At 72.1% G+C, this 26,118-nt stretch carries 25 protein-coding genes; 13 read left to right on the forward strand and 12 right to left on the reverse strand.

Annotated elements, in window-relative coordinates; all coding sequences use genetic code 11:
* Positions 1-12: 12 nt before the first annotated feature.
* The 5 genes from RIU97_RS07190 to RIU97_RS07210 are packed head-to-tail and all read right to left on the reverse strand — an operon-like array spanning position 13 to position 6,811.
* On the reverse strand, positions 13-2,184 hold the full coding sequence (locus RIU97_RS07190) for a 3-hydroxyacyl-CoA dehydrogenase NAD-binding domain-containing protein (protein WP_404954293.1): 2,172 nt from the start codon (positions 2,182-2,184) through the stop codon (positions 13-15).
* Positions 2,185-2,234: 50 nt separating this feature from the next.
* On the reverse strand, positions 2,235-3,449 hold the full coding sequence (locus RIU97_RS07195; RefSeq protein WP_404954295.1) for an acetyl-CoA C-acetyltransferase: 1,215 nt from the start codon (positions 3,447-3,449) through the stop codon (positions 2,235-2,237).
* 28 nt (positions 3,450-3,477) lie between these two features.
* Entirely contained in the window at positions 3,478-4,620 is a 1,143-nt protein-coding gene (locus RIU97_RS07200; protein WP_404954297.1) for an acyl-CoA dehydrogenase family protein, read from the reverse strand.
* Positions 4,621-4,631: 11 nt separating this feature from the next.
* Entirely contained in the window at positions 4,632-5,657 is a 1,026-nt protein-coding gene (locus RIU97_RS07205) for an LLM class F420-dependent oxidoreductase (protein WP_404954299.1), read from the reverse strand.
* Positions 5,657-6,811 carry a CaiB/BaiF CoA transferase family protein gene (locus RIU97_RS07210; RefSeq protein ID WP_404954301.1) on the reverse strand — a complete coding sequence of 385 codons (1,155 nt, stop codon included), beginning with the start codon at positions 6,809-6,811 and terminating at the stop codon, positions 5,657-5,659. The genes RIU97_RS07205 and RIU97_RS07210 overlap by 1 nt, the downstream gene beginning before the upstream one ends.
* A gap of 336 nt (positions 6,812-7,147) precedes the next feature.
* Here RIU97_RS07210 and RIU97_RS07215 point away from each other — a divergent pair, with 336 nt between their 5' ends.
* Entirely contained in the window at positions 7,148-8,755 is a 1,608-nt protein-coding gene (locus RIU97_RS07215) for a PKD domain-containing protein (protein ID WP_404954303.1), read from the forward strand.
* A 150-nt stretch (positions 8,756-8,905) separates the two neighbouring features.
* Positions 8,906-10,105: a saccharopine dehydrogenase family protein gene (locus RIU97_RS07220; RefSeq protein ID WP_404954305.1), complete on the forward strand. Its 1,200-nt coding sequence runs from the start codon at positions 8,906-8,908 to the stop codon at positions 10,103-10,105.
* Positions 10,106-10,129: 24 nt separating this feature from the next.
* On the opposite strand, the gene RIU97_RS07225 is transcribed toward RIU97_RS07220, so the two are convergent.
* Positions 10,130-10,810 carry an endonuclease V gene (locus RIU97_RS07225; protein ID WP_404954307.1) on the reverse strand — a complete coding sequence of 227 codons (681 nt, stop codon included), beginning with the start codon at positions 10,808-10,810 and terminating at the stop codon, positions 10,130-10,132.
* A gap of 35 nt (positions 10,811-10,845) precedes the next feature.
* Here RIU97_RS07225 and RIU97_RS07230 point away from each other — a divergent pair, with 35 nt between their 5' ends.
* Positions 10,846-11,136, forward strand: coding sequence for a YciI family protein (locus RIU97_RS07230; protein ID WP_404954309.1), 291 nt, complete (start codon positions 10,846-10,848; stop codon positions 11,134-11,136).
* 23 nt (positions 11,137-11,159) lie between these two features.
* Here RIU97_RS07230 and RIU97_RS07235 read toward each other — a convergent pair whose 3' ends face one another.
* Entirely contained in the window at positions 11,160-12,275 is a 1,116-nt protein-coding gene (locus tag RIU97_RS07235) for a WD40/YVTN/BNR-like repeat-containing protein (RefSeq protein WP_404954311.1), read from the reverse strand.
* A gap of 350 nt (positions 12,276-12,625) precedes the next feature.
* Here RIU97_RS07235 and RIU97_RS07240 point away from each other — a divergent pair, with 350 nt between their 5' ends.
* The 7 genes from RIU97_RS07240 to RIU97_RS07270 all read left to right on the forward strand — a co-directional run bounded on the left by RIU97_RS07240 (position 12,626) and on the right by RIU97_RS07270 (position 18,832).
* Positions 12,626-13,042 (forward strand): SsgA family sporulation/cell division regulator, encoded by a 417-nt coding sequence (locus tag RIU97_RS07240; RefSeq protein ID WP_361751837.1) that lies wholly within the window; start codon positions 12,626-12,628, stop codon positions 13,040-13,042.
* A gap of 201 nt (positions 13,043-13,243) precedes the next feature.
* Positions 13,244-14,884, forward strand: a complete 1,641-nt coding sequence (locus RIU97_RS07245; RefSeq protein WP_404954313.1) for an ABC-F family ATP-binding cassette domain-containing protein — start codon at positions 13,244-13,246, stop codon at positions 14,882-14,884.
* A 277-nt stretch (positions 14,885-15,161) separates the two neighbouring features.
* Complete coding sequence (locus tag RIU97_RS07250) at positions 15,162-16,133, forward strand: acyl-ACP desaturase (RefSeq protein ID WP_404954315.1); 972 nt, start codon at positions 15,162-15,164, stop codon at positions 16,131-16,133.
* Between the two features lie 72 nt (positions 16,134-16,205).
* A complete protein-coding gene (locus tag RIU97_RS07255) occupies positions 16,206-16,508 on the forward strand; it encodes a hypothetical protein (RefSeq protein WP_383572451.1) in 303 nt (100 codons plus the stop codon).
* Positions 16,501-17,634, forward strand: coding sequence for a hypothetical protein (locus tag RIU97_RS07260; protein ID WP_404954317.1), 1,134 nt, complete (start codon positions 16,501-16,503; stop codon positions 17,632-17,634). The genes RIU97_RS07255 and RIU97_RS07260 overlap by 8 nt, the downstream gene beginning before the upstream one ends.
* Positions 17,634-18,257: a hypothetical protein gene (locus RIU97_RS07265; protein ID WP_404954319.1), complete on the forward strand. Its 624-nt coding sequence runs from the start codon at positions 17,634-17,636 to the stop codon at positions 18,255-18,257. The genes RIU97_RS07260 and RIU97_RS07265 overlap by 1 nt, the downstream gene beginning before the upstream one ends.
* 41 nt (positions 18,258-18,298) lie before the next feature.
* On the forward strand, positions 18,299-18,832 hold the full coding sequence (locus RIU97_RS07270; protein ID WP_404954321.1) for a hypothetical protein: 534 nt from the start codon (positions 18,299-18,301) through the stop codon (positions 18,830-18,832).
* Here the strand turns inward: RIU97_RS07270 and RIU97_RS07275 are convergent, their stop codons facing one another.
* Both RIU97_RS07275 and ligD read right to left on the reverse strand, forming a co-directional pair.
* The gene (locus RIU97_RS07275) at positions 18,833-19,078 is read right to left on the reverse strand and encodes a WhiB family transcriptional regulator (protein WP_351291910.1); all 246 of its coding nucleotides are present in this window, start codon (positions 19,076-19,078) and stop codon (positions 18,833-18,835) included.
* A gap of 247 nt (positions 19,079-19,325) precedes the next feature.
* Positions 19,326-20,345 carry a non-homologous end-joining DNA ligase gene (gene ligD / locus RIU97_RS07280; protein ID WP_404954323.1) on the reverse strand — a complete coding sequence of 340 codons (1,020 nt, stop codon included), beginning with the start codon at positions 20,343-20,345 and terminating at the stop codon, positions 19,326-19,328.
* Between the two features lie 75 nt (positions 20,346-20,420).
* Between ligD and RIU97_RS07285 the strand changes: the two genes are divergently transcribed.
* Positions 20,421-21,548, forward strand: a complete 1,128-nt coding sequence (locus RIU97_RS07285) for an ATP-dependent DNA ligase (protein WP_404954325.1) — start codon at positions 20,421-20,423, stop codon at positions 21,546-21,548.
* Here the strand turns inward: RIU97_RS07285 and RIU97_RS07290 are convergent.
* Both RIU97_RS07290 and RIU97_RS07295 read right to left on the reverse strand, forming a co-directional pair.
* Entirely contained in the window at positions 21,452-22,978 is a 1,527-nt protein-coding gene (locus RIU97_RS07290) for an NAD(P)-binding protein (RefSeq protein WP_404954327.1), read from the reverse strand. The two genes, RIU97_RS07285 and RIU97_RS07290, sit on opposite strands and share 97 nt — an antisense overlap.
* A gap of 135 nt (positions 22,979-23,113) precedes the next feature.
* On the reverse strand, positions 23,114-24,112 hold the full coding sequence (locus tag RIU97_RS07295) for an NAD(P)/FAD-dependent oxidoreductase (RefSeq protein ID WP_404954329.1): 999 nt from the start codon (positions 24,110-24,112) through the stop codon (positions 23,114-23,116).
* A gap of 66 nt (positions 24,113-24,178) precedes the next feature.
* Here RIU97_RS07295 and RIU97_RS07300 point away from each other — a divergent pair, with 66 nt between their 5' ends.
* The gene (locus RIU97_RS07300; RefSeq protein WP_404954331.1) at positions 24,179-24,796 is read left to right on the forward strand and encodes a helix-turn-helix domain-containing protein; all 618 of its coding nucleotides are present in this window, start codon (positions 24,179-24,181) and stop codon (positions 24,794-24,796) included.
* Entirely contained in the window at positions 24,793-25,290 is a 498-nt protein-coding gene (locus RIU97_RS07305; RefSeq protein WP_404954333.1) for an NUDIX hydrolase, read from the forward strand. The genes RIU97_RS07300 and RIU97_RS07305 overlap by 4 nt, the downstream gene beginning before the upstream one ends.
* Before the next feature lie 55 nt (positions 25,291-25,345).
* Here RIU97_RS07305 and RIU97_RS07310 read toward each other — a convergent pair whose 3' ends face one another.
* The gene (locus RIU97_RS07310) at positions 25,346-26,011 is read right to left on the reverse strand and encodes a GPP34 family phosphoprotein (protein ID WP_404954335.1); all 666 of its coding nucleotides are present in this window, start codon (positions 26,009-26,011) and stop codon (positions 25,346-25,348) included.
* Between the last annotated feature and the right edge of the window lie 107 nt (positions 26,012-26,118).

A 26,118-nucleotide genomic window follows, 5' to 3' on the forward strand; every position in this document is an offset into this window, starting at 1 on the left:
GCCCTCACGGCGCTAGTCGGCGTACGTCTCGCCGCGCTCGGCCTTCTCCACGAGGGAGGCCGGCGGGGTGAAGCGCTCGCCGTACTTCTCGGCGAGCTCGCGGGCACGGGCGACGAAGCCCGGCAGGCCGCCCTCGTAGCCGTTGATGTACTGGATCACGCCGCCGGTCCAGGCCGGGAAGCCGATGCCCATGATGGAGCCGATGTTGGCGTCGGCGATCGAGGTGAGGACGCCCTCGTCCAGGCAGCGCACGGTGTCGACCGCCTCCGAGAAGAGCATCCGCTCCTTCATGTCCTCGAAGGGGATCTCGGCGTCCGGCCTGGCGAAGTGCTCGCGCAGGCCCGGCCAGATGCGGGCCCGCTTGCCCGCCTCGTCGTACTCGTAGAAGCCGGCCCCGCCGCTGCGGCCCGGGCGGCCGAACTCGTCGACCATCCGGTCGATGACGGTGTCGGCGGGGTGCTCGCTCCAGGCCCGGCCCTCGGCCTCGAAGGCCTTGCGGGTCTCGTTGCGGATCTTGCGCGGCAGGGTCAGGGTGAGCTCGTCCATCAGGGAGAGCACCTTGGCCGGGTAGCCGGCCTGGGCCGCGGCCTGATCGACCGAGGCGGGCTCGATGCCCTCGCCGACCATGGCCACGCCCTCGTTGATGAACTGGCCGATGACGCGCGAGGTGAAGAAGCCGCGCGAGTCGTTGACCACGATCGGGGTCTTGTTGATCTGGCGGACCAGGTCGAAGGCGCGGGCGATGGCCTCGTCCCCGGTCTGCTCCCCCTTGATGATCTCGACGAGCGGCATCTTGTCGACGGGCGAGAAGAAGTGCAGCCCGATGAAGTCGGCGGGCCGCTTCACGCCCTCCGCGAGGCCGGAGATCGGCAGGGTGGAGGTGTTGGAGCACAGCAGCGCGTCGGGCGCGATGACGTCCTGGATCTCCTGGAACACCTTGTGCTTGAGGGCGGTGTCCTCGAAGACGGCCTCGATGACGGCGTCGCAGCCCGCCAGGTCGGCGGCGTCCGCGGTCGGGGTGATCCGGGCGAGCAGCTCGGCGCGCTGGGCCTCGGTGCTGCGGCCGCGGGAGACGGCCTTGTCGAGGAGCTTCTCGGAGTACGCCTTGCCCTTGGCGGCGGCCTCGGCGCTGACGTCCTTCAGCACCACCTCGATGCCCGCGCGGGCACAGGAGTACGCGATGCCCGCGCCCATCATCCCGGCGCCGAGGACGGCGACCTTGCGGACCCCCCGCGCCTCGATCCCCTGCGGGCGGCTGCGGCCCGCGTTGACGGCCTGGAGGTCGAAGAAGAAGGCCTGGATCATGTTCTTGGCGGTCTGCCCGGTGACCAGCTCGGTGAAGTAGCGGGCCTCGATGGTCAGCGCGGTCTCGAAGTCCACCTGGGCGCCCTCGACGGCGCAGGCCAGGATGTTGCGCGGGGCCGGGTACGGGGCCCCGTTCAGCTGCTTCTTCAGGTTGGCCGGGAAGGCCGGGAGGTTCGCGGCGAACCGCGGGTTGGACGGCGTACCGCCCGGGATCTTGTAGCCGGGCACGTCCCAGGGCTGCTTCGACTCGGGGTTCGCGTCGATGAAGGCACGGGCCTTGGCGAGCATCTCCTCGGGGGTGGCGGCCAGTTCGTGGACCAGGCCGTTCTCCAGGGCGCGCTTCGGGTTGTACTGGGTGCCCTGGAGCAGCACCTTGAGCAGCGCGTCGGCGATGCCCATCAGGCGCACGGTACGGGTGACGCCGCCGCCGGCCGGGAGGAGGCCGAGGGTGACCTCGGGCAGGCCGATCTTGGAGCCGGGGGCGTCGAGGGCGACGCGGTGGTGGGAGGCGAGGCAGATCTCGTAACCGCCGCCCAGGGCCGCACCGTTGATCGCGGCGACGACGGGCTTGCCGAGGGTCTCGATCCGGCGCAGCGAGCGCTTGATGGCGGTGCCGGTGTCGAAGGCCAGCTGCGCGTGCTCGGGGCGCAGCCGGATCATGTCCTTGAGGTCGCCGCCCGCGAAGAAGGTCTTCTTGGCGGAGGTGTAGATGATGCCGCGGATGGAGTCCTTCTCGGCCTCGGCGCGGTCGGCGATCGCCGCGATCGAGTCCTTGAAGGCCTGGTTCATCGTGTTGGCGGACTGGCCGGGGTCGTCGAGGATCAGGGTGACGACGCCGGTCTCGTCCTGTTCCCAGCGGATCGTGGTGGACTCGCTCATGGTCACTGCTTTCGTTTCGGAAGGTCCGGGGGGCGGGGATACAGGACGGTTCAGAGGCGTTCGACGATGGTGGCGACGCCCATGCCGCCGCCGACGCAGAGGGTGACGAGGCCGTAGCGCTTGTCCTGGCGCTCCAGCTCGTCGACGATCGTGCCGAGGATCATCGCGCCGGTGGCGCCGAGCGGGTGGCCGAGCGCGATGGCGCCCCCGTTGACGTTGACCTTGTCGAGGGACAGGCCCATGTCCTTGACGAAGCGCAGCACGACACCGGCGAACGCCTCGTTGATCTCGACCAGGTCGATGTCGTCGATGGTCAGACCGGCCTTGGCGAGGGCCTTGCGGGTGGCGGGGGCCGGACCCGTGAGCATGATGGTGGGCTCGGAGCCGGACACGGCGGCCGAGACGATCCGGGCGCGCGGGGTCAGCCCGTTGCGCTCGCCCGCCTCGCGGGAGCCGATGGCGACGAGCGAGGCGCCGTCGACGATGCCGGAGGAGTTGCCGGCGTGGTGGACGTGGTCGATCTTCTCGACCCAGTGGTACTTCTGCAGCGCGACGGCGTCGAAGCCGCCCAGCTCGCCGATGTCCGCGAAGGAGGGCTTCAGCTTGGCGAGGGTGTCGGCGGTGGTGCCGGGGCGGACGAACTCGTCGTGGTCCAGGACGACCAGGCCGTTGCGGTCGGTGACCGGGACGACCGACCCGGCGAAGCGGCCGTCCTTGATGGCGGCGGCGGCGCGCTCCTGCGAGAGGGCCGCGTACTCGTCCACGTCGCGCCGGGAGAATCCCTCGATCGTGGCGATCAGGTCGGCGCCGATGCCCTGCGGAACGAAGTTGACGTCCCAGTTCGTCATGGGGTCGTTGAACCAGGCGCCGCCGTCCGAGGCCATCGGGACGCGGGACATGGACTCCACGCCGCCCGCCAGGACCAGGTCCTCCCAGCCGGAGCGGACCTTGGCGGCGGCCAGGTTGACGGCCTCCAGGCCGGAGGCACAGAAGCGGTTCTCCTGTACGCCGGCCACGGTGTCCGGGAGACCGGCGGCGATGGCCGCGACCCGGGCGATGTCGGAGCCCTGGTCGCCGACCGGGCCGACGACGCCGAGCACGATGTCGTCGATGGTGGCGGGGTCCAGGCCGGGGTTGCGCTCGCGCAGGGCGTCGATGAGCCCGACGACGAGATCGATCGGCTTGGTGCCGTGCAGGGCGCCATTGGCCTTGCCGCGGCCGCGCGGAGTGCGGATCGCGTCGTATACGTAAGCTTCGGTGCTCACTGGTCAAGCCTTTCGGGAGGTCTGGGTCTTAGCCGAGGAGGGAGCGGCCGATGATCTCTTTCATGATCTCGGTCGTGCCGCCGTAGATGGTCTGGATCCGGCCGTCGGTGAAGGCCCGCGCGACCCGGTATTCGGTCATGTATCCGTATCCGCCGTGGAGCTGCAGACAGCGGTCGGCGACGCGCTTCTGCAGTTCGGTGGCCCACCACTTGGCCATCGAAGCGTGTACGTGGTCCAGTTCGCCGTTCGAGTGGTCGGTGATGCACCGGTCGAGGAAGGTCCGGGTGACGGCGACCTCGGTGGCCATCTCCGCGATCTCGAAGCGGATGTGCTGGAGCCTGGACAGCGGGCGGCCGAAGGCCTCGCGCTCCTTCACGTACTGGGTGGTGATCTCCAGCAGGTACTCGGCGGCCGCGATGCCGGCCATCGCGATGCCCATCCGCTCCTGCGCGAGATTGGTCATCAGGTGGACGAAGGCGCCGTTCAGCTCACCGAGCAGGTTCTCCTTCGGGACGCGTACGTCGTGGAAGAACAGCTCGGCGGTGTCCTGGGACTTCTGGCCGATCTTGTCGAGGTTGCGGCCGCGCTCGAAGCCCTCCGCGCCGCGCTCGACGACCAGCAGCGACAGTCCGTGCGCCCCGCCCTCGGGGGTGGTCTTGGCGACCACGATCACCAGGTCGGCGAGGATGCCGTTGGAGATGAAGGTCTTGGAGCCGTTCAGCACCCAGTGGTCGCCGCGGTCCTCGGCGCTGGTCCGGATGCCCTGGAGGTCGGAGCCCGCCCCCGGCTCGGTCATCGCGATGGCGGTGATGGTCTCCCCGGAGCAGAAGCCGGGCAGCCAGCGGCGCTTCTGCTCCTCGGTGGCGAGCGAGGTCAGGTACGGCCCGATGATGTCGTTGTGCAGGCCGATGGCCAGTCCCGGGGCGCCCGCGCGGGTGAACTCCTCGGCGATCACGGCGGCGTAGCGGAAGTCGGTGTTCCCGCCGCCCCCGTACTCCTCGGGGACGGCGAGGCCGAGCAGCCCCTGGCGGCCCGCGGCCCGCCAGGCCTCGCGGCTGACGATGCCGTCCTTCTCCCACTGCTCGTAGTGCGGCAGCACCTCCTTGGTGAGGAAGGTGCGCACGGTCTCGCGGAACGCCTCGTGGTCGGCGTCGAAGATCTGGCGTTTCATCGGTCGGCTCCCTAAAGCCAGTTCTTGACGGTTTCGATCAGCCGGGCCGGCTCGGGGCCGACGGGCGTGACGTTGAGCATGGTGACGCCCGCCTCCCGGAAGGCCTCGACGCGCTCGCGCACGTAGCCTTCGGGCCCGCACAGCGTCATCAGTTCGCAGAACTCGTCCGGTACGGCGGCGGCCGCGTCGCGCTTGCGGCCGGAGAGGTAGAGCTCCTGGATCTTCCGGGCTTCCTCCTCGTAGCCGTAGGCCACGGCGAGGTCGTTGTAGAAGTTCTTGCCGACCGCGCCCATGCCGCCGACGTACAGGGCGATCTGCGGGCGCGCGAGGTCCCGTACGGAGGCCGCGTCCTCGCCGATGGCGAGCAGGCCCCCGGCGACGGCCTGCAGCGGGCCGAGCTCCGGCGCCCGCTTCGCCGCGCCCTCGGCGAGGGGCCCGCCCCACACCGCCGCGGCCTTCTCGGGGATGAAGAGGGTGGGCAGCCAGCCGTCCGCGATCTCGGCGGTCAGCCGCACGTTGGCCGGGCCGAGCGAGGCGATGTAGACGGGGATCGCGTCGCGCACCGGCCGGGTGAGGATCTTCAGGGGCTTGCCGAGCCCGCTGCCCCGATCCGGGGGCAGCGGCATGTCGGTGATGCCGTGGTGGTCGATCGTCTCGCGCCGCCAGATGCGGCGGCACAGCCCGACCGTCTCGCGGGTGCGGCCGAGCGGCCTGTCGTACGGCTTCCCGTGCCAGCCCTCGACGACCTGCGGCCCGGAGGCGCCGAGCCCGAGCAGGGCCCGGCCGCCCGAGAGCGCGTCCAGTCCGGCGGCCGTCTGGGCGATCAGGCCGGGGGTGCGCGAGTAGACGTTGAGGATCGCCGAGCCGATCTTCAGCCGTTCGGTGCGGGCGGCGAGGTAGCCCATGATCGTCGGGGAGTCGAAGCCCCAGGCTTCGGCCACCCACACGGCGTCGAGGCCGGCCGACTCCAGGGCCGCGGCCTCGTCGGCGGCCCGGCGCGGGTCACCGGCGTAGTCGAGCAGCATCGACAGTTCCATCAGTCCGCCTCCTTGGCGACGAGCGCGGGCACGTCCCAGTCGCGGGCCACGCTCCCGGTGTCCGCCCCAGGCTGGGCGGGGCCCGCGGTGACGGCGGCCGGGGTCGCCGAGAACCGGGGCGCGGGGGCGGGCTGGACGATCCCGCCGCATTCCGTGAAGGTCCCGCGGGCGGCCAGGTGCGGGTGGTGCGGGGCCTCGCGCAGCGAGAGCACGGGCGCCACGCAGGCGTCGGTGCCCTCGAAGACCGCCGTCCACTCCTCGCGCGTACGGGTCCTGAAGCGTGCGGCGACCACCTCGCGCAGCTCGCCCCAGCGGGCGACGTCCTTGCGGGCCGGGGCCCGGTCCGCGATGCCCAGGAGCTCCACGAACGTGTCGTAGAACTGCTGCTCCAGCGCGCCGACCGCCATGTACCCGCCGTCGGAGGTCTCGTAGGTGCCGTAGAAGGGGCAGCCGCCGTCGAGCAGGTTGGCCCCGCGGCGGTCCTGCCAGCCGCCGGCCGCCATCATTCCGTGGATCATGGCGGTGAGGTGGGCGGTGCCGTCGACGATGGCCGCGTCGACGACCTGGCCGGTGCCGGTGGTCCCGGCGTGCTGGAGGGCGGCGAGGACCCCGATCACCAGGTAGAGCGAGCCGCCCGCGTAGTCCCCGACCAGGTTGGCGGGGACGGCCGGGGGCTCTCCCGGGTTGCCGATCATGCCGAGGGCGCCGGTGACGGCGATGTACGCGATGTCGTGCCCGGCGGTCTGCGCCAGCGGGCCCCCCTGGCCCCAGCCGGTCATCCGCCCGTAGACGAGCTTCGGATTGCGGGCGTGACACTCGGCCGGGCCGACGCCGAGCCGCTCGGCGACGCCGGGGCGGAAGCCCTCGACGAGGACGTCGGCCCGCTCGACCAGGTCCAGGACGCGCGCGGGCCCGTCGGCGGACTTGAGGTCGACGAGGACGGAGCGCTTGCCGCGGTTGGTGAGGTCGTAGGCCGGGTCGACCGCGAGCCCGCCGCCTCCGGGCCGGTCCACGCGTACGACGTCCGCGCCCAGGTCGGCGAGGAGCATGGCCGCGAACGGTCCGGGACCGATGCCCGCCAGCTCGACGACGCGCAGTCCGGCGAGCGGGCCCCTCCCGCTCGCGTTCCCGCCGCCGTTCCCTGTCACTGCCATCGAGCCCCCAGCGTCTCCGTGTGGATCGTGTCCGTGGTGTGCGACTGTGTGACACAACTGATGTAACACCGGTGATGCTAGGAACGTGTTCCACCGAGCACAAGCCCCCGGGCGGCGTTGGGCCGGTATCGCTCGGCGTCGGCGTGTCGAGATCGAGAAGAGCAAGGTCAGGCTGTAAGGCCACCCCCCTGATCAATCGCCGTGAGGCTGTGTACTCTGAACACGCTTTCGAACTTGTTCAAGCGTTCAACCACAGATAATGGGGGGCCGGTGCGCCGTCGCCGACTTGTAATTTCCGCTGCCGCCATCGCGGCAGGCGTTGGTCTCATCCCGGGCGTGGCCCAGGCCGACCCGGCCAAGCCCGACGCTCACGGTGCGACCGTTCCCGACCTGGACCTGGCCAAGGGGTCCAAGTCGAAGGGCCACGCCTTCTCCAGCCCTGCCGAGCGCTCGGTCCGCAAGGCCCTTCCCGCCGGCAAGGCCGGGGCGGCCGCCGCTCCGCAGGCGCAGTCCGTCGCCGCCAACCCCGACCTCGCGGTCGGCGTGTACGCCTACGGCACCACGGCGCACGGGGTCGAGCTGAACACCGTCATCACGAGCGCCCCCAGCGCGCTCGAGGTCACCATCGCCTGGGGCGACGGCAAGACGGACGTGCTCAGCGCGTCCGGCGACACCGAGCTGACCACGGAGCACACCTACGCCGAGGTCGGCTCCTACCCGGTCAAGGTCACCGTCAAGGACACCGCGAACGGCGTCTCGGCCGTCAACGACGTCGTGTTCGTCACCCAGGGCACGGACTTCACCCCGTACGCGCCCACCCGTCTGCTGGACACCCGCGACGGCACCGGCGCGGTCAAGGGCAAGGTCGGGGCGTACGGCTCGACCCGCGTGAAGGTCGGCGGCAACGGGGGCATCCCCGCCGGGGTCACCGCCGTGGTCCTCAACATCACCGTCACCAACACCACGACCGCCGGACACATCACGGCCTTCGCCGAGGGCACCGTCCGTCCGACCACGTCGAACGTCAACTTCAAGGCCGGCCAGACCGTCCCGAACCTGGTCATCGTGCCGGTCGGCAAGAACGGCTACGTCGAGCTGGCCAACCGCGGCTCGCAGTCGGTCGACCTGATCGCGGACGTCACCGGCTACTTCAGCGCCACCGCGTCCAGCGGTTACACCCCGATCACCCCGTCCCGCTTCGTCGACACCCGCGAGGGCCTCGGCACGGTCAAGGGCCAGCTCGGCGGGCGCAAGACGTTCTCCACCCAGATCGGCGGCCTGCGCGGCGTGCCCCAGGGCATCACCGCCGTGGCGCTCAACGTGACGGTCACCAGCCCGAAGGAGTCCGGCCACCTGTCGGTCTTCCCGAGCGGCGGCGCCACCCCGACCGCCTCCAACCTGAACTTCACCCCCGGTCAGACGGTCGCCAACTCGGTGATCGTGCCCGTGGGCGCGGACGGCAAGATCAGCGTCTTCAACGGCGCCTGGGCGGGCACCGACGTCGTCGTCGACGTCGTGGGCTTCTACAGCAAGGACAGCACGAGCGCCTTCGTGCCGCTCGAGCCGGAGCGTCTGCTCGACACCCGCGACCCGCAGCAGTGGGCCTGGGGTCCGCTGGGCGCCCGTAGCTACGTCTACATGCCGCTCTCGTTCAACGCGCCGAGCATCACGGGCTTCGTGATGAACTCCACGGTCACGAACACGAACGGCGACGGGTTCCTCACGGTCACCCCGGACCCCAACTCGATCGACGACTACGACAACGGCACGGAGTTCTGGCCGACGCCGCCCAACTCCTCGAACCTGAACTGGACGAAGGGCGACACCGTCCCGAACCTGGTCCAGGCGAGCACCGGGACCAACGGCATCATCGACTTCTGGAACCAGGGCTGGGAGGACATCGACCTCGTCGTCGACCTCTTCGGCCTGTACCAGCAGGGCTGATCCGCCGACAGGCGGTTCTCGCAGCGCCCCGGGCGCGGCCGCAAGGCCGTTCCCGGGGCGCTGTTCTCGTCACACCTGCCCGCACGGGCGGTCGAGCGCCACGCTAGCCTCGGCCACCGGCACCACCGCCACCACCTGGGAGGAGCGCTCATGAACGCACGGGTCCCGCAGGACCGACCGGAACGGGCCTACGACGTCGTGCTCTTCGGCGCCACCGGGTTCGTGGGGGCGCTCACCGCCGAGTACCTGGCCGCGCACGCGCCCGCCGGCTGCCGGTGGGCCCTCGCCGGCCGGGACCTCGCGAAGCTGGAGCGGCTGCGCGAGCGGCTGGCCGCGATCGATCCGGCGTGCGCGGGGCTGCCGTTGCTGCGGGCGGACGCGGCCGACGCCGGGGCCCTGCGCGAGCTCGCCGCCTCCACGCGGGTGCTGGCCACGACCGTGGGACCGTACGTCTGGTACGGGGCGGAGCTCGTCGCCGCCTGCGCCGAGGCGGGCACGGACTACGTGGACCTCACCGGCGAGCCGGAGTTCGTGGACCGGATGTACGTGGAGCACGACGCGCGGGCCCGGGAGACCGGTGCGCGGCTCGTCCACGCCTGCGGCTTCGACTCGATCCCCGCCGACCTCGGGGCTTACTTCACGGTCCGGCAGCTGCCGGAAGGCGTGCCGCTGACGGTCGACGGGTTCGTACGGTCCAACGCCCTCTTCTCCGGCGGGACCCTGGCCTCCGCGCTGACCGCGCTGTCCCGCGGCCCCCAGACCGTGGCGGCCGCCCGGCAGCGCAGGCTGCACGAGCCCCGGCTGCTGGGGCGGCGGGCCCGCGGGCCGGTGGGCGCGCCGCGGTTCAGCCGGGAGACCGGCACCTGGGCGATGCCCCTGCCCACCCTGGACCCGCGGATCGTGGCCCGGTCGGCGGCCGCCCTGGAGCGGTACGGCCCGGACTTCCGCTACCGGCACTACGCCTCCGTCAAGCACCTCCCGGTCGCGGTCGGCGGTACGGCGGCGCTGGGCGCGACGGTGGCCCTGGCCCAGGTGGCGCCGGCCCGGCGGTGGCTGATGAACCGCTGGGAGCCGGGCCTGGGGCCGGACGCGGAACGCCGTGCGCGCAGCTGGTTCAGCCTGCGGTTCGTCGGCGGGGGCGGCGGCCGGCGGGTGCTCACCGAGGTGTCGGGCGGCGACCCGGGCTACACGGAGACCGCGAAGATGCTGGCGGAGTCGGCGCTGTGCCTGGCCTACGACGCCCTGCCGGAGGCCGCCGGACAGCTGACGACGGCCGTGGCGATGGGCGACGCCCTCATCGCCCGCCTGCAGAAGGCGGGGATCGTCTTCCGGGTGGCCGACGCCCGCTGACGTGTGCGGCGGCCCGGCAGTGCGCTAAGCCGTGGCCTCGCGCAGGGCGCGCCGGCACAGGGAGTCGGCGTGCCGGGTGGTCTCGGGGATCCGGAAGCGGGGGCTCAGGGCCAGGACGTGCGCGCAGGCGTTGTCCAGCGAGACCCGGTGCCCGACGGAGACGTAGACGGGCTTGATCCCGTCCTGCGTGCGCAGCGCCCGCCCGACCTCCGCCCCGTCGGCCGCGAGCAGCGCGGCGGCGTCGCCCCGCCGGGCGCCCGGTTCCTCGTAGGTGAAGGTGAACGGATTCTTCGCGACGCCGATCGCCGGGAGCCCGGTGACCACGCCGAGGTGGCAGGCGAGGCCGAAGCCGCGCGGGTGGGCGAGGCCGTAGCCGTCGCAGACGACGAGGCCGGGCCCGGTGGTCAGGGCGTCGAGGGCGGCCAGCACGGTCGGCAGCTCGCGGAAGGCGAGCAGCCCGGGCACGTACGGGAAGCTGACGTGCCCGACGGCGGTGGCCTCCTCGACGACCTCCAGGGTGGCGGCGTCGAGCACCACGGCCGCGGCGGCGACCAGGTCGCGCTCGTCGTCGTAGGCCACGTCCACTCCCGCGACCAGCCCGCGGCCGGGTGGGGGGCCGGGCTCGGTGAGCACGACCTGATGGCGCAGTACGTCCTGTATCGCCCGGGCCTCGGCCTCGTTGGCGGGGGTCTTCACACTCGTCATGATGGAGCGAGAGTAGCCTGGCGATCACGTTCGTCATGGAGCTCACCTACACCGCACCCGTCGAGGCCGTCGAAGAGGAGATGGACGCCCACATCGCCTGGCTGGACGGCTATTACGCCGCGGGCGTCTTCCTCGCGTCGGGGCGCAAGGTCCCGCGCGACGGGGGCGTGATCCTGGCCGGCGGGGTGTCCCGGGCCGAGATCGAGAGGATCGCGGCCGAGGACCCCTTCACGGTGGCGGGCGTCTGCGCCTACCGCATCACCGAGTTCATCGCCACGAAGAGCTCGTCGGACCTCGCGACGGTGCGCGAGAACCCGGTGGCGTAGCCCGCACGGACCCCGGGGGCCGGTCAGCGGCGCTCCAGTCGCGCCACCCGCCCCTTCTCCCCCGCCGCCCAGCACCCCGTGTCCGCCGCACAGTCGACCGTGTCGAAGGAGCCGGGCTCCAGCGGCCGCCAGCTGCGGCCGCCGTCCGTGGTCACGTCCGTGCCCGTCGGCCCCACCGCGAGGGCCGTCCCCCGGCTGTACGGGAACCAGGCCGCGCCCGAGCGGTAGGCGGGCGGTGGTGCCGCCGCCTGGCGCCAGGTGCGACCCCCGTCGGAGGAGGAGGCCGCGGCCTGCGGGGAGGCCTGCCCGGTGCGGTAGTCGCCGCCGACCGCGAGTCCCCTCGTACGGTCGCGGAAGGCGAGGGCGAAGACCCCGCGCGCCGGGTCGCCCGCCGGGACGGTGGATTCGGCGACCCGCCAGGTCAGACCGCGGTCCGCGGAGTGCAGGACCCGCGCGCTCGCCCCTCCGCCCGTGGCCAGCCAGACGTCCCGCGGGCCGGCGCTGGCCAGGCACTGGCCGCTCGCGGCGAAGCCCGCCTCGCCGGGCAGCGCCTCGGGCATGCCCGAGGCCGGCAGGACCCGCCAGTTCCGCCCGCCGTCGTCCGTGGACAGGATGCGGAACCTGCCGTCCACCGGATCGCTCATCGCCAGTCCGTGCCGGGCGTCGAAGAAGGTCAGGCAGTCGTAGAAGGCACGCGGGTCGGGGTTGCGGAAGGTCTCGGTCCAGGTGGCGCCGCCGTCCTCGGTGCGCAGCACACTGGAGGCCTCGCCCTCCCCGATGGACAGGGCCACCGCGCGCCGCGCGTCGAAGGCTTCGATGTCGCGCAGCTCCAGCCCCTCCGCGACGGCTCCGGGCGGCGAGACGTCCTGCCAGCTGCGCCCGCCGTCGACCGTGCGCAGCACGGTCCCCTGGGAACCGGCCACCCAGGCCGTGCTCCGGCTGACCGCCGCGAGCCCCCGGAAGCGTGCGGTCTTCCCGGTCTCCTTCAGCGCCCAGCCGGCGTCCGCTAAGTCCTGCGCCGGCGGGGCTCCGGCGGACGGTTCCCCGGCCGGGTCCGCCCCGGCGTGGGCGGGGGCGGCCAGCGCCCCCACCATCAGGGCCGCCGCGCACAGGCCCACTCCAACTCCCAGAAGTCTCATGGCGCCGGAAGCTAACGCACCCCGGATTCGCCGTCCAGAGCGCCTCCCCGGCCCCGCGTGACCACGGCGCACGGGAGGTGCGCAGCGGGTCGCGGGCCGTGCCTTGCGCCTGTGGAGTGAGCGGTAACCAGCCCTTCTCCGAGCTCTCCGGGCCCTGCGGGAACCCCCGGTCCTCCTTCGGGCATCTCCCCTCCCCCGGTCACTCTGTGCGATCACACAGTTGGGTTCCAGCCAGTCGGTGACACAGCTCACGCAACGGCCCATGCACGGATTTGCCGATTCCGGCGTCTATCGGGTTGCCGGGCTCCACCCCACGGCCCGGCAGCAGATCCGCCGCAAGGGAGTGAGCCTTGATCACTGTCATCGAGCAGGCCGCACAGGCCCGTCTGGTCGCCACCGCGCCGAAGGTCGAGACCGTGCCCGTCACCCTCTGCTACGACCGTGCGGATCCTTTCGCCGTGCGGATGGCCTTCCCCGCCCCGGCGACGCTGGAGGGGGTCGAGGTTTCGTGGACCTTCTCCCGCGAGCTGCTGGAATCCGGGCTGGACCGTCCGTCGGGGCGTGGCGACGTACGCGTGCGCCCGTACGACGGCGACCGGACGACGATCGAGTTCCACGCGGCGGAGGGCGTCGCGATCGTGCTGATGCTGACGGCCGAGCTGCACCGCTTCCTGGAGCGGGCGGCGACCGTGGTGCCGCCGGGTCTGGAGCACCTCTACCTCGACATGGACCACAGCCTGGCGGAGCTGATGCGCGACACCTGCTGACGCGCCGCCGGTTATTCGATTGCGGGCGGCTCCGGCCGCCCGTAGCTTCGTTGACGACCCACTGCCGTCGAAACGGAGCAGGACATTGCTCGTCTGAGGTTCGAGACACCGACCACCGACCACCGTGACCCCCGTGGTCATGGCTGAGCGTCGGCTGTCTCCCCGCGTTGCACGCACCACTCACGCAACCTGGAGGCCTCCATGAGTCACGCCCCTGCTTTCATCACCTGCTCCGCCCTGTCCTTCGACTGGCCCGACGGCACTCCCGTCTTCGACGGGTTCCAGCTCGCCGTCGGTCCCGGCCGCACCGGCCTGATCGGACTCAACGGCTCTGGGAAGTCCACCCTGTTGAAACTGATCGCCGGTGAACTGACCCCGACCGGGGGCCAGTCGTCCGTCACCGGCTCGGTCGGTTACCTCCCCCAGACGGTCACCCTCGACACCGCGCTGCGCGTGGACGAGGCGCTCGGCATCCACACCGCGCGCGCCGCCCTCCACGCCATCGAGGCGGGCGAGGCCACCGAGGCGAACTTCACCGTCGTCGGCGACGACTGGGACGTGGAGGAGCGGGCCCTGGCCACGCTCGACCAGCTCGGTCTCGCCGGAATCGGCCTGGACCGCACCGTCGGCGAGCTCTCGGGCGGCGAGTCCGTGCTGCTGCGGCTGGCCGCGCTGCTGCTCGCGCGTCCCGACGTCCTGCTGCTGGACGAGCCCACCAACAACCTGGACCTGCGGGCCCGGGGCCGTCTGTACGCGGCCGTCGAGTCCTGGTCCGGGGTGATGCTCGTGGTCAGTCACGACCGGGAGCTGCTGGAGCGGGTCGATCAGATCGCCGATCTGCGCGAGGGCGAAGTCCGCTGGTACGGAGGGAACTTCACCGACTACGAGGAGATGCTCGCCGCCGAGCAGGAGGCTGCCGGGCGGATGGTCCGGGTCGCGGAGGCCGACGTACAGCGGCAGAAGCGCGAACTGGCCGACGCCCAGGTCAAACTGGCGCGGCGCAAGCGGTACGGCCAGAAGATGTTCGAGAACAAGCGCGAGCCGAAGATCGTGATGGGTGCGCGCAAGCGGGCGGCGCAGGAGTCGGCCGGCAAGCACCGGATCATGCACACCGAGAAGCTGGCGCAGGCGAAGGAGCGGCTGGACCAGGCGGTGGAGGCGGTGCGCGACGACGACGAGATCCGCATCCAGCTGCCCGCCACCCAGGTCCCGCCGGGGCGACGCGTGCTGACCCTGAGCGATCTGCACCTGCCCCACGGGGCCTCCGTACCGGGCGAGTGGGAACTGCGGGGGCCGGAGCGGATCGCCCTCGTGGGCCGCAACGGGTCGGGCAAGACCACGCTGCTGCGCACGATCGCGGGGCAGCTCGCGCCGGTGTCCGGGGCGGCGGAGACGCATGTGACCACGCGGTTCCTGCCACAGCGCCTGGACGTACTGGACGAGAGCCGGTCGGTCGTGGAGAACGTGGCGCGGTTCGCCCCGCAGGCCACGAACAACCTGGTCCGGGCACGGCTCGCGCACTTCCTGTTCCGGGGCGCCCGGGCGGACCGGCCGGCCGGCACCCTGTCGGGCGGCGAGCGGTTCCGGGCGGCGCTGGCGGCCCTGCTGCTGGCGGAGCCCGCCCCGCAGCTGCTCATGCTCGACGAGCCGACGAACAATCTCGACCTGGCGAGCGTGCGGCAGCTGACCGAGGCGCTGGAGTCCTACGAGGGCGCCTTGGTCGTGGCGAGCCACGACGTGCCGTTCCTGGAGTCGATCGGGGTCACGCGGTGGCTGCTGCTGGACGGCGAGCTGCGGCCGACCACGGCCGAGGAGGTCAGGGAAGCGCTCTGGCACGAGTGAGCGAGCCCGCTCCCGCCGCCGCCCACGGACACCCCGACGCCGCGGGCGGCGGCTAAGCGGAACCCGTTCCGGCCGTCAAGAGTAAAAGTTTCGATACACCTGACTGCGTGATTTTGCCCCCTCAGCCACCCCTCAGACCCTCCATAAACTGCACAGATAACTGGATGTAACCAGACATACACCTGCCCGGGGCTTGGCTGGCCTTGATGTCGCGTTTAACCTACGACTCCGTAGGCTACGGAACCGTAGGTAATTCGCTTTGCACCCAGGAGTACCCGTGACGATCACCTCTCCCCACCTCGGCAGCTCGGAGGCGTGGACGGACGCCAAGCTGCTGTTCGCGCTGGAAGAGGTGGTTGAGAAGGAACTCAACCGCCACCTGAAGGTCACCAAGGACTGGATGCCCCACGAGTACGTCCCGTGGAGCGACGGCCGGAACTTCCCGGGCTTCTTCGAGGACGGCGAGGCCTGGGACCCGGAGCAGTCCAAGGTCACCGACATCGGCAAGATCGCGCTCGTCGTGAACCTGCTGACCGAGGACAACCTCCCCAGCTACCACCACGAGATCGCCAGCCTCTTCGGGCGCAACGGTGCCTGGGGCACCTGGGTGCACCGCTGGACGGCCGAGGAGGGCCGCCACGGCATCGTGATGCGCGACTACCTGCTGGCCTCGCGCGCCGTGGACCCGGACAAGCTGGAAGCGTTCCGCATGCAGCACATGTCGGAGGGCTTCGAGTCCGACAACCGCCACTCCATGCTGCACTCTGTGGCGTACGTGGCCTTCCAGGAGCTCGCCACCCGCATCTCGCACCGCAACACCGGCCACCAGTCCGGTGACCCGGTCTGCGACCGGATGCTGGCGCGCATCGCGCAGGACGAGAACCTGCACATGGTCTTCTACCGCAACCTGCTGGGCGCGGCCTTCGAACTCGCCCCGGACCTGACCATGCAGGCCGTCCGGGACGTCGTGGTCAACTTCCGGATGCCCGGTCACGGCATGCCCGGCTTCGAGCGGATGGCCGCGCAGATGGCGATCGGCGGGGTCTACAACCTGCGGATCCACCACGACGACGTGCTGAGCCCCGTGATCCGCTTCCTGAAGATCATGGACATCGACGGCCTCGGCCCCGAGGGCCAGAAGGCCCAGGAGGAGCTCGGCCTGTTCATGAACGGCCTGGACGGCGAGGCCCGAAAGTTCGACGAGCGCCTGGCCGCCCGCGCGGCACGGATCGCGGCCCGCAAGGGCTGACCTGTTTCCGCTCGCTCGGGCGAGTGATGCCGATTGCCCTGGCAGAGCCGTGCTCTGCCAGGGTTTCGCGTCATGACCTCGCTCCAGGTGGACATCGACCAGCTGACCCGTCTGACGCGCGCCCTGGACTCCTCCCTGGTCTCCCTGCGGGAGGCACGGCGCGCGCTGGACCACGTACGGCCCGACCAGCTGGGCACGGCCGATCTCGACGCGGCGTGCGACGGCTTCCAGGAACGGTGGGCCCACGGCACGCGGGAGCTGACCAAACGCGTCAAGACCGTGCGGGAGGGCGTGGACCGCAGCGCCGCGGAGTACGCGGAGCTGGAGGAGGCCATCCGCGCGGCCTTCCGCCGGGCGGTGGCCGCGCATGGCTGACCACGCGGCGCTGGGCTTCGACCCGGCGCCCGGCGATCCGGCCGCGGTCCTGGCCCTGACGAAGACGCTCGGCGCGTCGGCGCACTCCCTCGGGGAGGCCTCCCGCGTCGTGAAGGACCTCGTCTCCCACAGCTCGCAGTGGCAGGGCGAGGCCGCGACCGCCTTCCGCGCCTCCCTCTCCCAGGACCTCCCCCGCTACCTTGGCGCGGCCCACACCTCCCTCGCGGAGGCCGCCCGCCGGCTCACCGGCTGGCACGACACCCTGGTCGCGCACCGCGCACTGGCCGCCCGCTACGAGGCCCAGGCCGCCGCGGCCAAGACGGACGAAGCCCTCTCCGACACCCGCCGCCTGGCCCGCGAACTCGCCACCGAACACGCGGCGGCGGCGAGTCGCGTCGCCCGCACCCTGACCGCGGCGACGGACCGGCTGGCGCCGAAGGAACCGGGCATGCTGGCCTCGATCTGGCACAAGATCGTGGACGACCCGGGCGACGCCCTGTCGAACGCGTCGGCGATCCTGGGCGCGATCGGAGCCGGCGTGGCGCTGTTCTGCCCGCCCGCGGGCCTGGCGGTGATGCTGGTCGCGGGCGGCCTGTCGCTGGCGGCGCTGACCACGCACCTGGCGGACCCGAAGTTCCGCAAACCGCTGGTGGACGGGGCCACGAAGGGCGAGTTCGACGCGGACTTCTGGAAGAGCGGCGTGACCCTCTTGGGCGACGCCGCCGGCACCGTCCCGGGCGTCGCCGCGGTCGCCTCGGGCGCCAAGGCCGGCACCCTGGCCGCCCGCGCCGCCATGGCCGCCGCCCCCGAAGCCAGCGCCCTGACCGGCCTGAGCGCGGGATCAGCCTCCTTCCGCAGCACGACGTGGTCCACGGGCCTCGCCATGCAGGAGGTCGACAACCCATTGATCACTTGGGGAGTCCGGACCACGAACCCCACCGTGACCAAGTCTGTGGGCCTGGCCGCACCAATTCTCGGGGCGGTGACGGCAAGCGCCGGCTATGTATCGGACAGCGAATCCGTCGAGCACGCTTCTACCGTTGTGGATGGTGCCCGCGGCGTCCTGGACGACGGTCCCTCAGCAGCCGCGAAAACGGCCAGCGTATGGTCGGCGATGAGGCCGTGATGAGCGACGTTCCGGTTCCGCCGCTCTGGTTTCGGCTCCCGCCCGGCTTCCACACCATCAGTCCTGGCGATCGGCAGGCCTTGGAGTGCATGGCGGATGCCCTCGGGAGCCCGGCAGCAAGGGCCGACATCGCACGGCTCATAGGTGGCCTGGACGGCCTCCAGGCCCAGCACGTCGTCCACACCTCGATCGGCCTGCATCCGGACGACACTCTCGGTGTGTCGACGTCATTCTTCTCCCTGACCGTTCGGCATGCCCAGCACCCGAACCCCGGCGTGGCCGTCGCGCAGACATCCCTGGCCATCTCCCGCTCTGCACTCTGGAGCAAAGCAACGCGTAGGGTCATCGAGCTGCCTTCGTCGCTGCCCTGCTACCTGGTCGCCGGACTGATTTCACCGCCCGGAGTGGACGACCAGCTGTTTCAGGCCAGGGCCATCACCGCGGACACACAAGGGCGGTACATCCTCATCCTGGACCTGACCAGTGCTGCGGTCGGCAACGGTGAGGCCTACGCCAGCATCCTCGAAGCCGTCACCTACACGATCAGCTTCTCCGACCCCGACGCCGACCCCAGTCCCCCACCTCTGCCCGGCACATCGCGCATTCTGGAGGTGCTCCTGTGACAGCCCCGCTCACCAAAGTGGCGTGGGACCACCCCCCGACAGTGGCCGGCTACAGGCGGATGGCTTTCCGTCGTGGCGCCTGGCTGGTGGGTTTGACCTCCACCTGCGTCATCCTGTCGGCGGGCCTTCGACTACACGTGATCACGCAAGCCGTTTTCCCGGTCAGCGCCGTGGTCATCACCATCATCCCGTTCCTGCCGGTCGTCGTCATCGGCTACTGCACCCGGCGACGTGTCGCTTCCGTGCTCCAGGCGTACCCCTGGCGCGAGCTGCCCTGCCAGCACGTGGCGCAACGTCCTTCGCTCATCACAGTCGCCTTCGCACAGGACTTCTCGCCGGCACTGCGCATGTTCCCCTTCCCCGTTCAGCTCACAGACCGGGAGAACGAGGGCAGCGGAACGATCTGGTTCGCCGGGGACCCCCGCTTCGGGGGAGTCGCGTCGCCAGTAGGTGGGCACCATCCGGTGCGGGTCGTGTTCGACGCCGCGCCCGGCGAGGCGTGGGTCGGGGGCGATGACGGGCTGGCCCGGCGGGCCGGATTGATGGGGCGGAACGGCAAGGGGACCCGGACCTGATCAGGGGCGGGGGCGGAGGGCGAGGCGTTCGGCTTCTGAGAGGCCGCCCCAGACGCCGAAGCGCTCGTCATTGGCCAGGGCGTACTCCAGACACGCCGCCCGCCCCTCGCACGCCCCGCACAGCCGCTTCGCGTCGCGCAGCGACGAGCCCGGCTCCGGGAAGAAGAAGCCGGGGCCCGTCTGGGCGCACAGGGCGAGTTCGTACCAGGCGGTGTCCGTGGCTGCGGCAGTGGTGTTCATAGACATGCCGAAAATGCTGGCCGTCCCCGATGGACGTCCGATCAACGCCTGATCAACACCCCGTCATGGCCCCCCGCCGGCGCGCTGGTTACTCACCGCTCTCCGTCCTCTTCGAGCATCGCACGCCCCACTGACAGCGGCCCTGCCCGAACCGGGACCGGCCGGACCCGGCCCTCGGCGTCCAGGGCGGCCCCTCCGACACGGTCGGCGTCGGTGACGGCGAACGCGGCGGTGAAGCGGGACAGGGCGGACGTCAGTCCTCGTGCTTGGCGCGGCTGGGCTGGACGCGTTTGGGTTCGCCCGGCATCTTCGGGTAGTCCGGGGGGTAGGGCATGTCGCCCAGGCCGTGCTCGTGTTCGTCGCGGGCCGCGAGTTCCAGTACGGGGTCCAGGGCGAAGGCGTGTTCGTCCATGTCGGCGTGCAGGTCGCCCAGTTCGGCGAAGCGGGCCGGCATCGTCACGATGTCGAAGTCGCGCGGCTCCGCGTCGTCCACCTCGTCCCAGCGCAGCGGCGCCGAGACCGGGGCGTGCGGGCGGGGGCGGATGGAGTAGGCGGAGGCGATCGTGCGGTCGCGGGCCGTCTGGTTGTAGTCGACGAAGATCCGCTCGCCGCGTTCCTCCTTCCACCAGGCCGTCGTGACCTTGCCCGGCATCCGGCGTTCCAGTTCCCGGCCGAGGGCGATGGCGCACCGGCGGACCTCGGTGAAGGTCCACCGCGGGGCGATCGGCACGAACACGTGCAGCCCGCGGCCGCCCGAGGTCTTGGGCCAGCCGCGCAGGCCCAGCTCCTCCAGCAGGGCGCGCAGTTCGTGGGCGGCCGCCACCGCGTGGTGGTAGTCGGTACCCGGCTGCGGGTCCAGGTCGATGCGCAGTTCGTCGGGGCGGTCGGTGTCCTCGCGGCGCACCGGCCAGGGGTGGAAGGTGAGGCAGCCCAGGTTGGCGGCCCACAGGACGGCGGCCGGCTCGGTCGGGCAGATCTCGTCGGCCGAGCGGCCGCTCGGGAAGGAGATGTGGGCGGTCGGGATCCAGTCGGGGAGGTTCTTCGGCGCCCTCTTCTGGAAGAAGGACTCGCCCTCCACCCCGTCAGGGAAGCGTTCCAGGGTCGTGGGCCGGTTGCGCAGGGCGCGCGTGATGCCGTCCGCGACCGCCAGGTAGTACTCGGCCACGTCCCGCTTGGTGAGGCCGCGCTCCGGGAAGTACACCTTGTCCGGGCTGGACAGCCGTACCGTCCGCCCGCCCGCGTCCAGCTCGATCGCATTACCGGCAGCACCCATGTGCGCCACGGTAGGCGGGCCCGGGCGAGGGCGCATACCGGGCGCGGCCGGACGTACCACCGCAGAATCGAAGGCATGGATCTGCCTGTGATGCCGCCCGTGAAACCGATGCTCGCCAAGTCCGTGGCGAAGATCCCGCCCGGCATGCAGTACGAGGCCAAGTGGGACGGCTTCCGGGCCATCGTCCATCGCGACGGCGACGAGATCGAGGTCGGCAGCCGCACGGGCAAGACCCTGACCCGGTACTTTCCCGAGCTGGCGGAGGCGCTGAAGGGCAATCTGCCGGACCGCTGCGTCGTGGACGGCGAGATCGTGATCGTTCACGGCGGGCGGCTCGATTTCGACCGGCTGACCGAGCGGATCCATCCCGCGCAGTCCCGTGTCGCCCTGCTGGCCGAGACCACCCCCGCCAGCTTCGTCGCCTTCGACCTGCTCGCACTGGGCGACGACTCGCTCCTCGACACGCCGCTCACCGACCGCCGTGCCGCCCTGGTCCGGTCGCTCTCCACTGCTCGGCCCCCCGTCCACCTCGCGCCCGCGACCACCGATCCCGCGCTCGCGCAGGAGTGGTTCGAGCGGTTCGAGGGCGCCGGGCTCGACGGAGTGATCGCCAAACCGCTCGATCTCCTCTACCGGCCCGATGCCCGCCTCATGTTCAAGATCAAGCACGAACGTACCGCCGACGTCGTCGTCGCGGGTTTCCGTTTCCACAAGAGCGGTCCGATTGTCGGATCGCTGCTCCTCGGCCTGTACGACGCCCACGGCACCCTCCAGCACGTGGGCGTCTGCGCGGCCTTTCCCATGAAGCGCCGCGCCGAGCTGGTGGAGGAACTCGCACCCCTGCGGATGCCGGACCCGGCCGGACACCCGTGGGCCGCCTGGGCGGAGGAGTCCGCCCACGAGAGCGCCCGGCTGCCGGGCGCGCAGAGCCGCTGGACCGGCAAGAAGGACCTGTCCTGGGTACCGCTGCGCCCCGAGCGGGTCGTGGAGGTGAAGTACGACCACATGGAGGGCGACCGCTTCCGGCACACCGCGCAGTTCCACCGCTGGCGGGCGGACCGGACACCGGAGAGCTGCACCTACACCCAGCTGGAGGAGGTCGTCGGCTACGACCTCGCCGAAGTGCTCGGCCCGGCCGCCGGTACCGCGGGCACTTCCGACACCGAAGGTACTTCCGGTACCGCCGGCGCCTCCGGTACCTGAGGTTCCGCCGGCTGAGCGCCCCGCCCCGGCCCCGCCGTCAGCTTCTCCCACTCGGCCCGGTCCGGCCCCGCCTCGTGCGGGACGTAGTCCGGCCGCGCGGCCAGCCAGCGCGCCACCCGGGCCCTGATCTCCGGATCCGCGTACGCCCGTTCCGGCTGCTCGGCCAGGTGCCGGACCTTCGCCCGCGCCCGCATCACCTCGGGATCCTCGAGCGCGCAGTCGAACAGCGCGGCCACCTCCCGCGCCGTCCCCGTACGCCCGGCCCGGGTCGCGAAGCGCTCCCCGATGGCCGCGTCGGCGACCACCTGGAAGTCGAACCACGGCTTGAGCGTGCGCACCGCCCAGTCGTGGTGACCGACGGCGAACCGGGCCGATCCCGGGTCACGGTGCGCCGTACGGGCCACCCTGCGCGCGGCCCACAGCGCGAGCGAGGTGCCCTGCCCGAGGGTCGGATTGGTGTGCGTGATCGAGTCGCCGACCGGCACCAGCCCGGTCACCACCGGTCCCCGCTCGTCGACCAGCGCGCTCCACCGGTTGTCCAGGCTCGCCGTGGCCCGTACGTCCGACAGCGGCTCGGCCCCGAGCGCCAGCCAGGCCGCACCGGGCGGGAAGGCGCGGGCCGCCCGCTCGAAGACGGCGGGGTCGCGCAGCGCCGAGCGGGTGGTGTCCGAGGTGTGCACGAACAGCGTCACCGCGAACACCCGGTTGTCGGCCGGGAACACGGCGCATCCGGCGAAGGCCCCGCCGGTCACCGCCCAGGGCCGGCGCGGCCCCTCGTCCATGCCTTCGGGCAGCCGGTACCAGCGGCAGAAGTACGCGAGCCCCGTGCGGTGCCGTTCCACGACGGGCGGCCGGCAGCCCGCCTCGGCCAGCCTGCGCTCGACGCCCCCGCGCCGCCCGCCCGCGTCCACGACGAGGTCCCCCTCGTAACTCCCGGCCTCGGTGGTCACTCCCGTCACGTGGTGGACCTCCGGGGCTTCGGCCGGCCCCGGGACGGTGGTCAGTCCGGTGACCGGCTCCCCGTACCGGACGACGACGCCCGCCTCCGCGCGCAGGGCCGAGGTCAGCGCGCTCTCCAGCACGATGCGCCGGGCCTGGAGCATGACGAGGTCCTCGTCGCCGGGGAGGGCGGGGGGCCGGGCTTCGAACCAGTCCAGCTCGTGCCGCTCCCGGGCGCCGAGTGCGAGCATCTCCGTGTAGACGTCGGGCAGTCCGTCCCGCAGGACGGTGCGGGCGGCCCCGAGCAGCACGTGCGGCTGGACCGCCTGCGGTACGGTCGGCCGGCGCCAGCCGAAGAAGTCACGGTCGAGGGCGGTGCCGGGAGCGCGCGCATCGCGCTCGAAGAGTTCCGCCGTGTGTCCGTGCCGCGCCGCGAGCAGGGCCGTGGCCAGTCCTCCGACTCCTCCGCCGATGACCAGTACATGTGTCATGGAGCGTCCCCCCGAACCCTTGGAACCGTTGGACCGTACGACGATCACACCGCTCAGAGCCTGCACGGACGGACGACGGCCGAAACCCGCACAGTTGTCCGATACGAGCCGTGCGTCCCGCCTCGGGGCGGTCCCTCACGCACCCGCCCGGTGGGCCTCCACGGCCCGGCGGGCCTCCGCCTCGATCAGGTCCGCGTTCACGGAGACGGCCGCACGCACCCCCTGCGCGGCCGCGCCCGCGACCTGCTCCGTCGGCGCGGTCACATTGCCCGCAGCCCAGACCCCGCGCAGCGCGGTGGCACCGGTCGCCGGGTCGGACGCGACGCAGGTGCCGACCACGTGCCCGTCCCGCTCCACGGCGGTGGTCGGCAGGCCCAGAGCGGTCAGGACGCCCGAGCGCGCGGTGAACCGCGGGGCCACCACCAGGGCCGTGCACTCCACGACGGCGCCGTCGGCCAGGGTCACCCCGGTCAGCCGGTCCTCCTCGACTCCGAGCCCGGTCACCTCTCCCTCGACGACCCGGACGCCGAGGGCGGCCAGCAGTTCCCGGTCCTCCTCGGTGAGCCGCCAGGTGTGCGCCAGCAGGGTGGTCCGCTCGCTCCAGTGCCGCCAGAGCTGCGCCTGGTGCACCGCGAGGGGTCCGTCGGCCAGCACCGCCACCGGCAGGTCCCGGACCTCCCAGCCGTGGCAGTACGGGCAGTGCAGCACGTCCCGGCCCCAGCGCGCCCGGAGGCCCGGCACCGCGGGAAGCCCGTCGACCAGACCGGTGGCGACCAGCAGCCGCCGCGCCCGGACGGTCGAGCCGTCCCCGCAGCGGACCAGGAAGCCCCCGCCGGGCAGCCGGTCCGCGGCGATGGCCGTGCCCTGCCTGATCTCGCCGCCGTAGCCGGCCACCTCGGCCCGCCCCCTGGCCAGCAGCGCGGCCGGACTCTCCCCGTCCTGGCCGAGGTAGCCGTGCAGGTGCGCGGCCGGGGCGTTGCGCGGGCTGCCGGAGTCGATCACCAGCACCGACCGGCGGGCCCGGACCAGCGTCAGGGCCCCGGCGAGCCCGGCGGCCCCGCCGCCCACGACCACCACGTCGAACACGTCGTCCCCCGCATCGCCTGAATTCCTTGAGTCCCGTGCGTCGTCCATGTCTCCGAGGGTCCGCTCGCAGGCGCCCGCTTGACAAATGTTCTTGCCGAAGTGGCAAATGGAGCCATGGTCACCGAGGAGCAGGACGAGGAACTCGCCGGCGTGCTCACCGCCGTGGGCCCGCGGCTGCGCGCCCTGCGCCGGCAGCGCGGGACCACACTGGCCCAGCTCAGCGAGACCACCGGGATCTCCCTCTCCACCCTCTCCCGGCTGGAGTCCGGGCAGCGCAGGCCGACGCTGGAGCTGCTGCTCCCGCTGGCCAGGGCGCACCGGGTGGCGCTCGACGAGCTGGTCGGCGCCCCGGAGACCGGGGACCCCCGGGTCCGCCCGCGTCCCTTCGTCCGGCACGGCAGCACCTATGTGCCGCTGACCCGCAAGTTCAGCGGGGTGCACGCCTTCAAGCAGATCCTCCCGCCCCTCGAAGGTCCGCCGCCCGAGCCCGAACTCAAGGTCCACGAGGGCCACGAGTGGCTGTACGTGCTGTCCGGGCGCATCCGGCTGCTGCTCGGGGAGCACGACCTCGTCCTCGGCCCCGGCGAGGCCGCCGAGTTCGACACGCGCACCCCGCACGCCTTCTTCAACGCGGGACCGCAGGCAGCGGAGTTCCTCAGCCTCTTCGGCCCCCAGGGCGAACGGATCCACGTCCGCGCCCGGCCCACCACTCCACCGGAAGGACGCCCATGACCACCGCCGGAGAACGTCCCGAGCGCGCCGTGCCGCAGCCCAATGCCGTCGTCGGCGTGGGGCTGGTCGTGATCGGCCCGGACGGCCGGGTGCTGCTCGGCCAGGCGCACGACGGCCGCTGGGAGCTGCCCGGCGGCAAGGTCGACCCCGGTGAGGGCTTCGAGCAGGCCGCGGCCCGGGAGCTCGCCGAGGAGACGGATCTGCGGGCGGCCCCCGAGGCCATCCGCGTCCTGTCCGTCCAGATCGAAGCGCAGTCCGGCGTGACCCGGCTGACGGCGGCCGCCGTGACCACCTCGGCGGAAGGCGTCCCCGCCGTCACCGAACCCCACAAGATCGCCCGCTGGCAGTGGTTCGCCCCGGCCGAGATCCCCTCGGCCCTCTACGTCCCGACGGCGGCCGTGCTGCGCGCCTGGCGCCCGGACCTCGCGACTTTGCCGCACGTCTCCTCGTACGACTATCCGACCGCGAGCTCGGGGGCGACCGGCACCGCCTGAAGCCCCCGCACCGGCCGAGGCCGTCCGGGGCCTCGGGAAGGAACGGGACCCGGCCTCACACCGTGAAGGTCGTCGCCACCGTCACGGCCGTCACCGCCACCATGGCGGCCTGCACGTCGCGGATGGCCGTCCGGACGCTGTCGGCCGCCCACTGACCGGCGGCTATCTCAGCCGTCCTCGGGGCCACCGTGTCGCGGCGCCGGCCGGGGAAGGCCTGCCGGTGCAGCCCGGTCGAGTGGATCAGCGCGATGAGGCCGGCCGTGCGCGCGTCCGGCTCGGCGCCCTCGATGACGACGGCGTGCAGCCGTTCCCGCAGCGCGCGCTCGGCGGCGCCGTCGGTCTCGGGGTAGCGCCGCTGCGGGAACACCCCGAGCACCTTGTGCACTTCCGCCACCACCAGGCCGCGCCCGACCAGGCGCTCCAGCGCGGCGCCGACCGCCTTGGCCTGGTCCCTGGTCAGCCAGTCCGTCACCCGGCGCTTGGCGCGGCCGCGCAGCCAGGCCTCCATCAGCAGGATCCGGCCGTCGAGCAGTTCTTCCCCGGTGGGCGTGGGGTCCCGCAGCTCCAGGTACTTGCCGGCCACCGACACCCGTTCCGCCATGACCAGTTCGAGCAAGATCGCGCCCGCCGCGGCCCAGCCCGCCGACTGGCGCTCGCGCGCCTGCCCGGACTCGTCGTCCAGGGACAACAGCACGATCTCCTCGGCCAGTGTGATTCCCATGTCCACTCCCGTCCCCGTGCTCCACACGTGTCGATGGGGAGGATGTCCGGCAGCTGGCGGAGGTTCCGATTCCGCCACGTCCGCACCACCACCCGCCGCGCCACGTC

The sequence above is a fragment of the Streptomyces sp. 147326 genome (assembly GCF_045000215.1).
GTDB lineage: Bacteria > Actinomycetota > Actinomycetes > Streptomycetales > Streptomycetaceae > Streptomyces.